Origin of the sequence: Myxococcus xanthus (genome assembly GCF_006402735.1) — a bacterium.
Classification (GTDB): domain Bacteria; phylum Myxococcota; class Myxococcia; order Myxococcales; family Myxococcaceae; genus Myxococcus; species Myxococcus xanthus_A.
In genome coordinates, this window is sequence record NZ_CP017174.1 from 3,877,647 (window position 1) to 3,890,178 (window position 12,532).

A 12,532-nucleotide genomic window follows, 5' to 3' on the forward strand; every position below is an offset into this window, starting at 1 on the left:
GGGAGCCCATGTCACCGCCTCGCTGGCTCGGCGCGGATACCCTGTGGCTTGCGGGCTGGCTCTCGCTGGCGCCAGCCGTGGGGACTGCGGCCGCCCCGCCGTCCGCCGTGGAGGGCCAGGTCGCGGACCGGGTGGTGGCCATCATCGAGGGCCAGGTCCTCACCCTGAGCGAGCTGCGCTTCGAGGCCCGGGTCGCGCTCCTCCAGCGAGGCGGCGTGCAGGCCCTGGAGCTCCCGCTCGACGAGGACACGCTCCGGGGCGCCCTGGAGCTCATCATCAACCAGCGGGTCCAGGTCCTGAACGCGGACCGGCTGCAGGCTTTCCCAGCCGAGCCCGCGGAGGTCCAGGCGCGCGTGGAGGCGTTCCAGGCGGGGCTGGGAGGGGAGGCGGCGTTGAAGCGGTTCCTCTCCCGCCATGACGTGGACGTGCAGGGGCTGGAGCGGGTGCTGGCGCGGGGGCTTCGGGCCGAGCGCATCCTGGACAGCCGCATCCGTTTGCGGGCGCAGGTGGGTGAGACCGAGGTCCGCCGCCACTTCGAGCAGAACGCGGACGACTATCCGGAAGGCTACGAGGTGGCGCGCGCCGCCATCCGGGAGAAGCTGGTTCGGGAGCGGTATGGGGCGCTGGCAGCGGAGGAGCTGGCGCAGGTGCGGGCCTCGGCGCAGGTGCGCCGCGTGGCGCCCTTTGCCCGGGAGGCAAGTCGATGAGGCGGATGCGCGAGGAGCCGGCGCCCGGGGCCCGGCACGGCTACACCATCCGGCAGATGATGCCGGAGGACCTGTCCGCGGTCATGCTGCTGGAGCAGGCCGCGTTCAAGAACCCCTGGTCCCAGGACCTGCTCAGGCGCGAGCTTCAACACGAATGGTCCACCATCCTCCTCGTGGAGGAGGAGCGGGAGGGGGACGCGCCGGAGCTGCTGGGCCTGGCCATCTTCTGGATCGTCCATGACGAGGTGCACGTGCTGAACGTGGCCACCGCGCCCAAGCACCGGCGCCGGGGCGTGGCGCGCGCTGTCATGGACGAGGTCCTGGCGCGGGGGAGGGCGAAGCGCTGCTCCCTGGCCACCCTGGAGGTGCGCAAGAGCAATGAGGCCGCGCTCCAGCTCTACCGGGCCTTCGGCTTCCGCCCCGTCGGCATCCGGCCGAACTACTACGTCGACGAGGGCGAGGACGCCGTCGTGATGGTCCTCGACTTCTAACCGCACGCGGAGTAGAGGACCGCCCCGTTGTAGACCAGCCGTGCGCGGAAGCGCCGAGGCGGGGAATGGGACCTGGGACCCTTGCCGGTTGTAGGCAAGGAACACGCCGTGCTTGACACGGGTAGGCCCCTTCCTATACTCGCGCGCCTTTCCGTTGTCTTGTAGGTAGATATGCGCCGCCTGGTGTCTCTGGCGGCGACGAACCCGAAGAAGAGGTATCAGTGCCGACCATTAGCCAGCTGGTCCGCAAGGGCCGCGAGAAGCTCGTCGTCAAGGGCAAGAGCCCCGCGCTCAAGGAGTCCCCTCAGAAGCGTGGCGTCTGCACGCGCGTGTACACCACGACCCCGAAGAAGCCGAACTCGGCCCTCCGCAAGGTGGCCCGTGTTCGTCTGACGAACGGGATCGAGGTCACGTCCTACATCCCCGGCGTGGGTCACAACCTCCAGGAGCACTCGGTGGTGATGATTCGCGGTGGCCGTGTGAAGGACCTCCCGGGCGTCCGCTACCACATCGTCCGTGGAACGCTGGACTCCGTGGGTGTCGCGGGCCGCAAGCAGAGCCGCTCCAAGTACGGCGCGAAGCGTCCGAGCTGATCGCTCGTCACGCGGATCACCTTCTGTAGCGCAGAGTCTGGACGCATTGCCCCGCACCCTGGGGAGCGTCCTTGTGAAGTTCCTCCTGCAGTACTTGAAGCCCCGTGGATTTCTCCCAATGGGAGTGGGGCGTAAGGGAAGAGAGAAGAGATGCCTCGCCGTCGCGTAGTCGCCAAGCGCAAGATTCTTCCGGATCCGAAGTTCCAGGACCGGCTCGTCACCAAGTTCGTCAACGACCTGATGCGGAAGGGCAAGAAGTCCATCGCGGAAGGCGTTTGCTACGGCGCCTTCGCCCTCATCGAGGAGCGCGCGAAGGAAGACCCCCTCAAGACCTTCAAGAAGGCCCTCGACAACGTCAAGCCGGTGCTCGAGGTCAAGAGCCGCCGCGTCGGTGGCGCCACCTACCAGGTGCCCGTCGAGGTCCGTCAGGACCGCCGCGTGGCGCTCGGCATGCGTTGGATCATCACCTACTCCAAGGCGCGTGGTGAGAAGACCATGCAGGAGAAGCTGGCTGGTGAGATCATGGACGCCGCCAACAACCGCGGCAACGCGGTGAAGAAGCGTGAAGACACGCACAAGATGGCGGAGGCCAACAAGGCCTTCGCTCACTACCGCTGGTAGGCCCTAGAGGCTTCGCGGTTGCCGCCCGGATGCAGAGGATGCATCCGGGCGGTTTTGTTAGATGAGCAGGTTCTCTGAAATCGTCCGGCCGGCAGGTGTCGAGGCCTTGGGCCCGCCCTTGCTTCCTGGAGAGGTATTGAGTCATGGCCCGTGAGTACCCCCTCGAGCGCTACCGCAACATCGGCATCATGGCGCACATCGATGCCGGCAAGACGACGACCACGGAGCGCATTCTCTTCTACACCGGCGCCATCCATCGGATGGGCGAGGTGCACGAAGGCAACACCACCACCGACTGGATGGTCCAGGAGCGTGAGCGCGGCATCACGATCACGTCCGCCGCCATCTCCGCCTTCTGGGCCCGGCGCGACCAGCGCTACCGCGTCAACATCATCGACACGCCGGGACACGTGGACTTCACCATCGAGGTGGAGCGCAGCCTGCGCGTGCTGGACGGCGCCATCGCGGTGTTCGACGCGGTGAACGGTGTGGAGCCGCAGTCGGAGACGGTGTGGCGCCAGGCGGACAAGTACAAGGTCCCCCGCATCTGCTTCATCAACAAGATGGACCGGGTGGGCGCCGACTTCGAGATGTCCGTGGGGACCATCCGCGAGAAGCTGGGCGCGCGTGCGGTTCGCATGCAGCTGCCGCTGGGCGCGGAGGACAAGCACCGCGGCGTCATCGACCTGGTGAAGATGAAGGCCCTGGTGTTCCAGGACTCGGAGCAGGGCAGTCGCTACGACGAGACGGACATCCCCGAGGAGTTCAAGGAGGAGGCGGACGCCGCCCGGGCCGAGTTGCTCGAGGCCGCGGCCGAGCAGGACGACGCGCTGACCGAGAAGTTCCTCGAGGGCGTGGAGTTGACCGAGGACGAAGTGCGTGGCGCCATCCGCAAGGGCTGCGTGAGCCTGAAGCTGTTCCCGGTGTTCTGCGGCTCGGCCTTCCGCCACAAGGGCGTGCAGCCGCTGCTGGACGCGGTGGTGGACTACCTGCCCAGCCCGCTGGAGGTGCCGCCCATCCACGGCAAGACGCCCAACGGCGAGGACGCCGTGCGCGAAACGCGGGACGACGCGCCCTTCAGCGCGCTGGCGTTCAAGATCATGAACGACCCCTCGTTCCAGTCCCAGACGCTGACCTTCCTCCGCGTGTACTCCGGCAAGCTGGAGGCGGGTTCAGCGGTATGGAACTCGGTGAAGGGCAAGCGCGAGCGGGTCAGCCGGCTCGTGCAGATGCGCGCGGACAAGAAGGACGAAATCACCGAGTGCTACGCCGGTGATATCTGCGCCGTGGTGGGCCTGAAGCTGGCCGGCACGGGCGACACGCTCTGCGACGACAAGCAGCCCATCATCCTGGAGCGGATGGAGTTCCCCGAGCCCGTCATCGACATCGCCATCGAGCCGAAGTCGACGGCGGACCAGGACAAGATCCTCCAGTCGCTGCAGCGCCTGGCCATGGAGGACCCGTCCTTCCGCGTGAGGACGAACGAGGAGACGGGTCAGACGCTCATCGCCGGCATGGGCGAGCTCCACCTGGAAATCATCGTCGACCGCCTCCTGCGTGAGTTCAAGGTCGACGCGAACATCGGCAAGCCCCAGGTGGCCTACCGTGAGACGGTCACCTCCCGGGTGGAGATGGAAGGGAAGTACATCCGCCAGACGGGCGGCCGAGGCCAGTACGGCCACATCTGGCTGCGCGTGGCCCCCAACGAGCCGGGGCAGGGGTTCTCCTTCGAGAACAAGGTCACCGGCGGCGTGGTGTCCAAGGAGTTCGTCGACGCGGTGAAGGCCGGGTGCGCGGAGGCCATGCAGAACGGCCCGGTGGCCGGCTACCCCATGGTGGACGTGAAGGTGGAGGCCTTCGACGGCTCCATGCACGACGTGGACTCCAGCGAGATGGCGTTCAAGATCGCCGGCTCGCTGGCCTTCAAGGATGCCGTGCGCACGGCCACGCCCGTGCTCCTCGAGCCCATCATGAACTGCGAAATCGTCACGCCCGATGACTTCATGGGCGACGTCATTGGCGACCTGAACGGACGGCGCGGGAAGGTGCTGGGGATGATCCCCCGGCCTGGCCGTGTGCAGGCCATCCAGGCGCAGGTGCCCCTGGCGGCCATGTTCGGCTACTCGACCGACCTGCGCAGCCGCAGCCAGGGAAGGGCGACGTACACCATGCAGTTCAGCCACTACGCGCCCGCGCCCAAGACGGCGCTCAACCGCTGAGTGGCTTCGGCCCGGCCGCGGACCGGACGGGCGATTTCAGTTGACGTTGTGGCAGGTTTGGAGCAGGACGCAGCACCTTCGCAGTTGTTTTCCGCGAGTCGAGACGTGCCGGGCTTCGGACCGGCAACCCCGTGAGGAGAGGCCATGGCCAAGGAAAAGTTCGAGCGTAACAAGCCCCACGTGAACATCGGCACGATCGGACACGTGGACCACGGCAAGACGTCGCTGACGGCCGCCATCACCAAGGTGCTGGCGAAGACGGGCGGCGCCACGTTTCTGGCGTACGACTTGATTGACAAGGCGCCGGAGGAGCGTGAGCGCGGAATCACGATTTCCACCTCGCACGTCGAGTACCAGACGGCGAGCCGGCACTACGCCCACGTCGACTGCCCGGGCCACGCCGACTATGTGAAGAACATGATTACGGGCGCGGCGCAGATGGACGGCGCCATCCTGGTGGTGTCGGCCGCGGACGGCCCGATGCCGCAGACGCGTGAGCACATCCTGCTGGCGCGCCAGGTCGGCGTTCCGTACATCGTGGTCTTCCTGAACAAGGTGGACATGCTGGACGACCCCGAGCTGCGCGAGCTCGTGGAGATGGAAGTCCGCGACCTGCTGAAGAAGTACGAGTTTCCTGGCGACGACATCCCCATCGTCCCGGGCTCGGCGCTCAAGGCACTGGAGGGTGACACCAGCGACATCGGCGAGCCGTCCATCCTGAAGCTGATGGAGGCGGTGGACAGCTATATCCCGACGCCGCAGCGCGCGACGGACAAGCCCTTCCTGATGCCGGTGGAGGACGTGTTCTCCATCTCTGGCCGCGGCACGGTGGCCACGGGCCGCGTCGAGCGCGGTATCATCAAGGTCGGCGAGGAAGTGGAAGTCGTCGGTCTGCGGCCGACGCAGAAGACGGTTGTCACGGGCGTGGAGATGTTCCGCAAGCTGCTGGACATGGGCATGGCGGGCGACAACATCGGCGCGCTGGTGCGCGGCCTGAAGCGCGAGGACATGGAGCGCGGCCAGGTGCTGGCCAAGCCGGGCAGCATCACCCCGCACACCAAGTTCAAGGCGCAGATCTACGTGCTGTCGAAGGAAGAGGGCGGCCGTCACACCCCGTTCTTCAAGGGGTACCGGCCGCAGTTCTACTTCCGCACCACGGACGTGACGGGCACGGTGAAGCTGCCGGAGAACGTCGAAATGGTAATGCCGGGCGACAACATCGCCATTGAGGTGGACCTCATCACCCCCGTGGCCATGGAGAAGGAGCTGCGCTTCGCTGTTCGCGAGGGCGGCCGCACGGTGGGCGCCGGCGTTGTGGCGGAAGTCATCGAGTAGCGCAGGCCCCCAGTGGCTCCTTGAGTTCCCATTCCTGGGAATTATCAAGGAGCCGTTGGGAATCCAGTTGCACACCCTGGGGCGGGATGGTAGACACCGCGCCCCTTCGTTCTGAAGAAACGGCTCTGTGAAATCCAGGGGACGTCGGTCGTAACGCCCTCCCGCGGCAGAGGCAGAGTCCGTTCAAAGAGGTTCTTGCGAATGGCGACACAGAAGATCCGCATCCGGCTGAAGGCGTACGACTCGAAGCTCCTGGACCAGAGCGCGGGTGAGATCGTCGAGACGGCCAAGCGCACGGGCGCGAAGGTGGCCGGTCCGATCCCCCTTCCCACGCGCATCAACAAGTTCACGGTGCTGCGGTCTCCGCACGTGGACAAGAAGAGCCGTGAGCAGTTCGAGATCCGCACGCACAAGCGCCTGCTCGATATCCTCGAGCCCACGCAGCAGACGCTGGATGCGCTGATGAAGCTGGATCTGTCGGCTGGCGTTGACGTCGAGATCAAGTCCTAGGAAGCGGGTGGGCGTTCGAGTGGTTACACTCCGACCCCCGCGAGGAAAGTGCCATGGCGAAGTTTGACGTTGTCGACCTGGATTTGAAGAAGGTGTCGGAGATTGAGCTCTCCGACGATGTCTTCGGCACCGAGCCGAACGCCCACCTGTTTTACGAGGTGGCGAAGATGCAGCAGATCAACCGGCGCCGCGGCACGGTCGGGGTGAAGAACACCTCGCTGGTCAGCGGCGGCGGCAAGAAGCCCTGGAAGCAGAAGGGCACCGGCCGCGCTCGTCAGGGCTCCATCCGCGCTTCCCACTGGGTGGGCGGCGGTAAGGCGATGGCTCCCAAGGCGCGCGACTACTTCTACCGCCCGCCCCGCAAGGTGCGCCGCGGCGCCCTGAAGTCCGCGCTGTCCCTGCGGGCCCAGGAGAAGACGCTCATCATCCTGGACGGTTTCTCCCTGGATGCTCCGAAGAGCAAGCAGGCCTTCGAGGTCCTCACCAAGCGTCTGAAGCTCCAGAACGCCCTGGTGATTGACGACAAGGGCAACACCAACCTGCACCGCAGCGTGCGCAACCTGGCGAAGTTCGACGTGCTGCCGCCCGAGGGCCTGAACCTCGAGGCCGTTCTCCGGCACTCGCACCTCGTGCTCACGTCCGCGGCCGCGAAGACCCTCGAGGGGGCGCTGTCATGAATCTGAACGACGTCATCAAGGGCCCGCTCATCACCGAGAAGCTGGACAAGGCCCGCGAGAAGTTTCGCCAGTACTCGTTCATCGTCGACCGCAAGGCGACGAAGCACGACGTGGCCCGCGCGGTGGAGACGCTCTTCAAGGTCACCGTCGAGGGCGTGAACACCAACATCGTCCGCGGCAAGATCAAGCGGGTGGGTCGTAGCATCGGCAAGCGGCCCAACTTCAAGAAGGCGGTTGTGACGCTGAAGCAGGGCGACTCGATCGAACTCTTCGAGGGAGGGGCGGCCTGACGCCACGGCGTCGAGCCAGCCTGAGGAACACACCATGGGCATCAAGAAGTACAAGCCGACTAGCTCCGCCCGCCGTCTGATGACGGTGTCCGACTTCGCGGACATCACCAAGGACTCGCCCGAGAAGAGCCTCACCGAGCCGCTCAAGCGCTCCGGTGGTCGCAACGTCCACGGGCACATCACCCGCCGGCACCAGGGTGGCGGCCACAAGCGCCGCTACCGTGTCATCGACTTCAAGCGCCGGGACAAGGATGGCGTCCCCGCGAAGGTCGTGGCCGTCGAGTACGACCCCAACCGCACCGCCAACATCGCGCTGCTGCACTACGCGGACGGCGACAAGCGCTACATCCTCGCTCCGGTCGGTCTGAGCGTGGGTGACACGGTGTTCGCCGGCGAAGGCGCGGACATCCGGCCGGGCAACAGCCTGCCGCTGCAGAACATCCCGGTGGGTACGGTCATCCACAACGTGGAGCTGAAGCCGGGCCGTGGCGCCCAGGTCATCCGCTCCGCCGGCACGTCCGGACAGCTGATGGCGAAGGAGGACCGCTACGCACAGGTGCGTATGCCCTCCGGCACCGTCCGCAAGGTCCTCATCGAGTGCCGCGCCACCGTGGGCCAGGTGGGCAACATCGAGCACGAAATCATCCGTATCGGCAAGGCGGGTAAGAGCCGCTGGTTGGGCATCCGTCCCACCGTCCGCGGTCTGGCGATGAACCCGGTCGACCACCCGCACGGCGGTGGTGAAGGCAAGTCCGGTCAGGGTAACCCGCACCCTGTGTCCCCCTGGGGGAAGAAGACCAAGGGTCTCACCACGCGCACCAACAAGCGCACTGACAAGTTCATCGTGTCCGGCCGCCGCCAGGGCGCGCGCAGCCAGTAAGAGGATTCCATGGCTCGTTCGATCAAGAAGGGTCCGTTCGTCGATGACTTCCTCGTGAAGAAGATCGAGGACATGATCAAGACGAACAAGAAGGCCGTCGTAAAGACGTGGTCCCGCCGCTCCACGATTCTTCCGGAGTTCGTGGGTCACACCTTCGCGGTGCACAACGGGAAGAAGTTCATCCCGGTGTTCGTCACGGAGAACATGGTTGGCCACAAGCTCGGCGAGTTCGCCCCGACGCGTACGTTCGGCGGTCACTCGGCGGAGAAGAAGGTCGCCAAGGCCCCGGGCAAGTAGCCTGGCGCATTGCCTGAGAGCCTGAGGAGAAGACCATGGAGTCGACTGCACATCTGCGTTTCCTGCGCATGAGCCCCCGCAAGATTTCTACCGTTGCGGAGCTCATCCGGGGCAAGCCTGTTGAGGCGGCCCTCAACATCCTGAAGTTCACCAAGCGCGCCGCGGCCAAGCCGGTGGAGAAGCTCATCAAGAGCGCCGTGGCCAACGCGACTGACAAGTCCAAGGGCCAGGTCGACGTGGACACGCTCTACGTGAAGACCATCTCCGTGGACCAGGGTCCCACCCAGCGCCGGTTCATGCCGCGCGCCATGGGCCGGGCCACCCCCATCAAGAAGAAGACGGCCCACGTCCACGTGGTGCTCGCCGAGGCGAAGAAGTAGGACCCGTCGGGCCCTGCCCGGACGCTTCAAGGAGAATCACGTTGGGACAGAAAGTTCATCCGATCGGGTTCCGGCTTGGTGTCATCAAGACCTGGGACTCCAAGTGGTTCGAGCACAAGAACTACGCGCAGTGGCTCCACGAGGACATCCGCATCCGCGAGTTCGTGAAGAAGTCGCTGAACCACGCGGGCGTGTCGAAGGTGGAGATCGAGCGCGCGGCCAACAAGGTCAAGGTCAACGTCCACACTGCGCGGCCGGGCATCGTCATCGGCAAGCGTGGCGCGGGCATCGAGACGGTGAAGAAGGACCTCCAGCAGTTCACGAAGAACGAGGTCTTCCTCAACATCGTCGAGGTCCGCAAGGCCGAGACCGACGCGCAGCTGGTGGCGGAGAACATCGCCACGCAGCTCGAGCGCCGCATCGCGTTCCGCCGCGCCATGAAGAAGGCCCTGCAGACGGCGATGAAGTTCGGCGCCAAGGGCATTCGCGTGGCCTGCTCGGGCCGCCTCGGTGGCGCGGAGATGGCGCGCTACGAGTGGTACCGCGAGGGTCGCGTGCCCCTGCACACCCTGCGCGCGGACATTGACTACGGTTTCGCCGAGGCGAAGACGACCTACGGCAAGATCGGCTGCAAGGTCTGGGTCTGCAAGGGCGAGGTCCTCCCGGGCAAGGGTGGCCAGGCCCCCATGCCCTCCAACCGGTAATCAGCCCACCCGCGCCGGGCGCTCCCAAAAGGGGCGCCCGGGGCAGGGCGGCGAAGGACAGCGACGATGCTTCAGCCTGCTCGTACGAAGTACCGCAAGATGCACAAGGGCCGCATGCCTGGCAGTGCCCACCGGGGTAGCGACATGACCTACGGTGAGTACGGCCTGATGAGCCTCCAGCCGGGGTGGATCACCTCTCGGCAGATCGAGGCGGCTCGTATCGCGATGACGCGTCACGTGAAGCGTGGCGGCAAGATCTGGATCCGTATCTTCCCGGACAAGCCCATCACCAAGAAGCCCGCTGAGACCCGTATGGGTACCGGTAAGGGTGGCGTGGAGTACTACGTCGCGGTGGTGAAGCCCGGCCGCATCCTCTACGAGATGGAGGGTATGACGCCGGAAGTGGCCACCGGAGCGCTGAAGCTGGCGCAGGCGAAGCTGCCGGTGCTCACGAAGATCGTGAAGCGGGCGGACCTGAGCCTCTAAGGCACCGAGCGGCGGGAGCTGGTCCCCAGGACGGCTTCCGCTCGCATGGAGAGTGAAATGGCGACTGCGAAGGAATTGAAGGAACTGTCGGCGGACGACCTGAAGCAGCGCGCGGCCGAGCTGCGTGAGACGCTGTTCCAGGACCAGCTGAAGCGTCGGACCGGTTCGCTGGACAACCCGGCCGAGCGCACCCAGCACCGGCGGGACCTGGCGCGGGTTCTGACCGTGCTGACCCAGAAGATGAAGGCTTAAGGGCTGAACACCCACGACTCCAACCGCGCTCAGCTGATAGAGGAGCGCGTGCGGCCATCCGGGCGCCAATGCCCGGGTGCATGAGAGACAGTGAGAGAGAAGATGGCTGAAGCGACCGAGACGCAGTCTCCCGAGACTTCCACCCGTGGCCGTCCCAAGACGCGCGTGGGGATTGTCACCTCCAACAAGATGCAGAAGACGGTGGTCGTCACCGTCCAGCGCCGGGCTCCCCACCCGAAGTACGGGAAGATCATGAGCCTGCGCGAGAAGTACAAGGCGCACGTGGAGGATCACGACTACCCCAAGAAGATCACCATCAACGAGGGTGATCGGGTCCGGATCGCCGAGACCAAGCCCGCTTCGAAGGACAAGCGTTGGCGCGTGGTCGAGGTGCTGGAGAAGAGCAAGAACGTCTAGCACGCATGTCCCTTCCGCGCGGCCGTGAGGTGGCGCGGGATGGTCACCGGCGACAGGAGATTCCCAGATGATTCAGATGACGAGCGTGCTCGACGTGGCGGACAACTCGGGCGCGAAGAAGGTGTTCTGCATCAAGGTGCTCGGCGGCTCGAAGCGCAAGTATGCGTCCATCGGCGACGTGATTGTCGTCTCGGTGCGCGAGGCGCTTCCCAACTCGAAGGTGAAGAAGGGTGACGTGGCCAAGGCCGTCATCGTTCGCACCAAGCGCGAGGTGGGTCGCCCGGACGGCAGCTACATCAAGTTCGACGGCAACTCCGCGGTCCTCATCAACAAGGACATGGAGCCCATTGGTACGCGTATCTTCGGGCCGGTGGCCCGTGAGCTCCGCGCCCGCAAGTTCATGAAGATCATCTCGCTGGCGCCCGAAGTCCTCTGAGAGGACAGCAGGCCGGACGGCGAGCAGCCAGAGAGAGGAAGCCATGCAGAAGCTGAAGGTAGGAGACACGGTCCAGGTCATGGCCGGGGCCGAGGCCTCCGAGAAGAACCCGGCGACCAAGCGCGGCAAGGTACTGAAGATCGATCGCGAGGCTGAGCGCGTGACGGTCGAGGGCCTGCGCCTGGTCAAGCGTCACATGAAGAAGACGCCCCAGAGCCCGGAAGGCGGCATCGTCGAGAAGCCGGGCACGATCGCGCTGGCGAACGTGCAGGTGGTTTGCGTCAAGTGCGACAAGCCGACTCGGGTGGGCATCCGTACTGAAGGTGAAGAGGGCAAGAAGAAGCGGTTCTGCAAGAACTGCGACGCCCTGATTGACTAGGTGTCCGCGTTGGTGCATGTATGCGCGCCCTTTGCCCACCCCAGTGGTGGCGAAGGGCGGGCGTGCAGGCATGGAGGGCCCGTGGAGCAACAGGGGCCCTCGCGGTGTTTCCAGGTTCCATACGAAGGACTGATCGGGCGTGCTGGGTCCACGACGGCGCCCCGAAGCAGAGGACAGGACGATGGCTGACGAGAAGAAGGCCGAGCAGAAGGAAAAGAAGGCGAAGCGGGGCAAGAAGGAAGAGGCCAAGAAGGTTGGCTTCGCCGCCAATATCGAGGAAGGCCTGGAGTCCAAGCCTGCCCGTCTGAAGGTGCGTTTCTTCAAGGAAGGTGTTCCGTCCCTCCTGAAGGAGCTGAGCCTGAAGAACCCGATGCAGGTTCCCCGGCTGGAGAAGATCGTCGTCAACATGGGTCTGGGCGAGGCGCTCGCCAACAACAAGATCCTGGAGTCGGCGGTGGACCAGCTCGCGGCGATCACCGGCCAGAAGCCGATTGTCACGCGCGCCCGCAAGTCCATCGCGAACTTCAAGCTGCGCCAGGGGCAGGCCATTGGTGCCGCCGTCACGCTGCGCGGCGACCGTATGTACGAGTTCATGGACCGCCTCATCACCGTGGCGCTGCCGCGCGTGCGTGACTTCAAGGGCGTGTCCCCCAAGGCGTTCGACGGGAAGGGCAACTACACGCTCGGCGTGCGCGAGCAGATCATCTTCCCTGAGATCAACTACGACCAGATCGAGAAGGTGAAGGGGCTCAACATCAGCTTCGTCACCACTGCGGCCAACGACGAGCAGGGGCTGGCGCTGATGCGTCACTTCGGCATGCCGTTCCGTCAGTAAGCCCTCGAGCCAAGGACCCGACG

The 12,532-nt window shown here is 65.4% G+C and carries 19 protein-coding genes; all 19 read left to right on the top strand.

The window, feature by feature from the left end:
- Positions 1 to 8 precede the first annotated feature (8 nt).
- The 19 genes from BHS09_RS16450 to rplE all read left to right on the top strand — a co-directional run bounded on the left by BHS09_RS16450 (position 9) and on the right by rplE (position 12,509).
- Positions 9 to 707 carry a hypothetical protein gene (locus BHS09_RS16450; RefSeq protein WP_237080386.1) on the top strand — a complete coding sequence of 233 codons (699 nt, stop codon included), beginning with the start codon at positions 9 to 11 and terminating at the stop codon, positions 705 to 707.
- Complete coding sequence (gene rimI, locus BHS09_RS16455; protein WP_140791168.1) at positions 704 to 1,198, top strand: ribosomal protein S18-alanine N-acetyltransferase; 495 nt, start codon at positions 704 to 706, stop codon at positions 1,196 to 1,198. The genes BHS09_RS16450 and rimI overlap by 4 nt, the downstream gene beginning before the upstream one ends.
- Before the next feature lie 221 nt (positions 1,199 to 1,419).
- Complete coding sequence (gene rpsL, locus BHS09_RS16460; RefSeq protein ID WP_002637381.1) at positions 1,420 to 1,791, top strand: 30S ribosomal protein S12; 372 nt, start codon at positions 1,420 to 1,422, stop codon at positions 1,789 to 1,791.
- 150 nt (positions 1,792 to 1,941) lie between these two features.
- Positions 1,942 to 2,412 carry a 30S ribosomal protein S7 gene (gene rpsG, locus BHS09_RS16465; protein ID WP_011553340.1) on the top strand — a complete coding sequence of 157 codons (471 nt, stop codon included), beginning with the start codon at positions 1,942 to 1,944 and terminating at the stop codon, positions 2,410 to 2,412.
- A gap of 143 nt (positions 2,413 to 2,555) precedes the next feature.
- A complete protein-coding gene (gene fusA, locus BHS09_RS16470; protein ID WP_140791170.1) occupies positions 2,556 to 4,631 on the top strand; it encodes an elongation factor G in 2,076 nt (691 codons plus the stop codon).
- Between the two features lie 144 nt (positions 4,632 to 4,775).
- Entirely contained in the window at positions 4,776 to 5,966 is a 1,191-nt protein-coding gene (tuf, locus tag BHS09_RS16475; protein ID WP_140791172.1) for an elongation factor Tu, read from the top strand.
- Between the two features lie 201 nt (positions 5,967 to 6,167).
- On the top strand, positions 6,168 to 6,476 hold the full coding sequence (gene rpsJ, locus BHS09_RS16480; protein WP_002633608.1) for a 30S ribosomal protein S10: 309 nt from the start codon (positions 6,168 to 6,170) through the stop codon (positions 6,474 to 6,476).
- A 53-nt stretch (positions 6,477 to 6,529) separates the two neighbouring features.
- Complete coding sequence (gene rplD, locus BHS09_RS16485) at positions 6,530 to 7,153, top strand: 50S ribosomal protein L4 (protein WP_002633607.1); 624 nt, start codon at positions 6,530 to 6,532, stop codon at positions 7,151 to 7,153.
- Positions 7,150 to 7,443, top strand: coding sequence for a 50S ribosomal protein L23 (locus BHS09_RS16490; RefSeq protein WP_002633606.1), 294 nt, complete (start codon positions 7,150 to 7,152; stop codon positions 7,441 to 7,443). Before rplD ends, BHS09_RS16490 begins: the two co-directional genes overlap by 4 nt.
- Before the next feature lie 34 nt (positions 7,444 to 7,477).
- Positions 7,478 to 8,323, top strand: coding sequence for a 50S ribosomal protein L2 (rplB, locus tag BHS09_RS16495; RefSeq protein ID WP_140791174.1), 846 nt, complete (start codon positions 7,478 to 7,480; stop codon positions 8,321 to 8,323).
- A 9-nt stretch (positions 8,324 to 8,332) separates the two neighbouring features.
- Positions 8,333 to 8,620 (top strand): 30S ribosomal protein S19, encoded by a 288-nt coding sequence (gene rpsS / locus BHS09_RS16500; RefSeq protein ID WP_002633604.1) that lies wholly within the window; start codon positions 8,333 to 8,335, stop codon positions 8,618 to 8,620.
- Between the two features lie 35 nt (positions 8,621 to 8,655).
- Positions 8,656 to 9,000, top strand: coding sequence for a 50S ribosomal protein L22 (rplV, locus tag BHS09_RS16505; RefSeq protein ID WP_002633603.1), 345 nt, complete (start codon positions 8,656 to 8,658; stop codon positions 8,998 to 9,000).
- A 41-nt stretch (positions 9,001 to 9,041) separates the two neighbouring features.
- The gene (gene rpsC, locus BHS09_RS16510) at positions 9,042 to 9,704 is read left to right on the top strand and encodes a 30S ribosomal protein S3 (protein WP_002633602.1); all 663 of its coding nucleotides are present in this window, start codon (positions 9,042 to 9,044) and stop codon (positions 9,702 to 9,704) included.
- Between the two features lie 66 nt (positions 9,705 to 9,770).
- Positions 9,771 to 10,190 (top strand): 50S ribosomal protein L16, encoded by a 420-nt coding sequence (gene rplP, locus BHS09_RS16515; RefSeq protein ID WP_002633601.1) that lies wholly within the window; start codon positions 9,771 to 9,773, stop codon positions 10,188 to 10,190.
- Positions 10,191 to 10,235: 45 nt separating this feature from the next.
- A complete protein-coding gene (gene rpmC / locus BHS09_RS16520; RefSeq protein ID WP_174260553.1) occupies positions 10,236 to 10,442 on the top strand; it encodes a 50S ribosomal protein L29 in 207 nt (68 codons plus the stop codon).
- Between the two features lie 90 nt (positions 10,443 to 10,532).
- The gene (gene rpsQ, locus BHS09_RS16525) at positions 10,533 to 10,859 is read left to right on the top strand and encodes a 30S ribosomal protein S17 (RefSeq protein ID WP_174258795.1); all 327 of its coding nucleotides are present in this window, start codon (positions 10,533 to 10,535) and stop codon (positions 10,857 to 10,859) included.
- 67 nt (positions 10,860 to 10,926) lie between these two features.
- Positions 10,927 to 11,295: a 50S ribosomal protein L14 gene (gene rplN / locus BHS09_RS16530; protein ID WP_002633598.1), complete on the top strand. Its 369-nt coding sequence runs from the start codon at positions 10,927 to 10,929 to the stop codon at positions 11,293 to 11,295.
- 43 nt (positions 11,296 to 11,338) lie between these two features.
- Positions 11,339 to 11,674: a 50S ribosomal protein L24 gene (gene rplX, locus BHS09_RS16535; protein WP_002633597.1), complete on the top strand. Its 336-nt coding sequence runs from the start codon at positions 11,339 to 11,341 to the stop codon at positions 11,672 to 11,674.
- Between the two features lie 181 nt (positions 11,675 to 11,855).
- The gene (gene rplE / locus BHS09_RS16540; protein WP_140791180.1) at positions 11,856 to 12,509 is read left to right on the top strand and encodes a 50S ribosomal protein L5; all 654 of its coding nucleotides are present in this window, start codon (positions 11,856 to 11,858) and stop codon (positions 12,507 to 12,509) included.
- Positions 12,510 to 12,532: the final 23 nt, after the last annotated feature.

Excerpts from the sequence above, each read along its gene's own strand:
- BHS09_RS16450 (WP_237080386.1), top strand. The coding sequence starts at position 9 with ATGTCACCGCCTCGCTGGCTCGGCGCGGATACCCTGTGGCTTGCGGGC.
- rimI (WP_140791168.1), top strand. The coding sequence starts at position 704 with ATGAGGCGGATGCGCGAGGAGCCGGCGCCCGGGGCCCGGCACGGCTAC.
- rpsG (WP_011553340.1), top strand. The coding sequence starts at position 1,942 with ATGCCTCGCCGTCGCGTAGTCGCCAAGCGCAAGATTCTTCCGGATCCG.
- fusA (WP_140791170.1), top strand. The coding sequence starts at position 2,556 with ATGGCCCGTGAGTACCCCCTCGAGCGCTACCGCAACATCGGCATCATG.
- tuf (WP_140791172.1), top strand. The coding sequence starts at position 4,776 with ATGGCCAAGGAAAAGTTCGAGCGTAACAAGCCCCACGTGAACATCGGC.
- rpsJ (WP_002633608.1), top strand. The coding sequence starts at position 6,168 with ATGGCGACACAGAAGATCCGCATCCGGCTGAAGGCGTACGACTCGAAG.
- rplD (WP_002633607.1), top strand. The coding sequence starts at position 6,530 with ATGGCGAAGTTTGACGTTGTCGACCTGGATTTGAAGAAGGTGTCGGAG.
- BHS09_RS16490 (WP_002633606.1), top strand. The coding sequence starts at position 7,150 with ATGAATCTGAACGACGTCATCAAGGGCCCGCTCATCACCGAGAAGCTG.
- rplB (WP_140791174.1), top strand. The coding sequence starts at position 7,478 with ATGGGCATCAAGAAGTACAAGCCGACTAGCTCCGCCCGCCGTCTGATG.
- rpsS (WP_002633604.1), top strand. The coding sequence starts at position 8,333 with ATGGCTCGTTCGATCAAGAAGGGTCCGTTCGTCGATGACTTCCTCGTG.
- rplV (WP_002633603.1), top strand. The coding sequence starts at position 8,656 with ATGGAGTCGACTGCACATCTGCGTTTCCTGCGCATGAGCCCCCGCAAG.
- rplP (WP_002633601.1), top strand. The coding sequence starts at position 9,771 with ATGCTTCAGCCTGCTCGTACGAAGTACCGCAAGATGCACAAGGGCCGC.
- rpmC (WP_174260553.1), top strand. The coding sequence starts at position 10,236 with ATGGAGAGTGAAATGGCGACTGCGAAGGAATTGAAGGAACTGTCGGCG.
- rplN (WP_002633598.1), top strand. The coding sequence starts at position 10,927 with ATGATTCAGATGACGAGCGTGCTCGACGTGGCGGACAACTCGGGCGCG.
- rplX (WP_002633597.1), top strand. The coding sequence starts at position 11,339 with ATGCAGAAGCTGAAGGTAGGAGACACGGTCCAGGTCATGGCCGGGGCC.
- rplE (WP_140791180.1), top strand. The coding sequence starts at position 11,856 with ATGGCTGACGAGAAGAAGGCCGAGCAGAAGGAAAAGAAGGCGAAGCGG.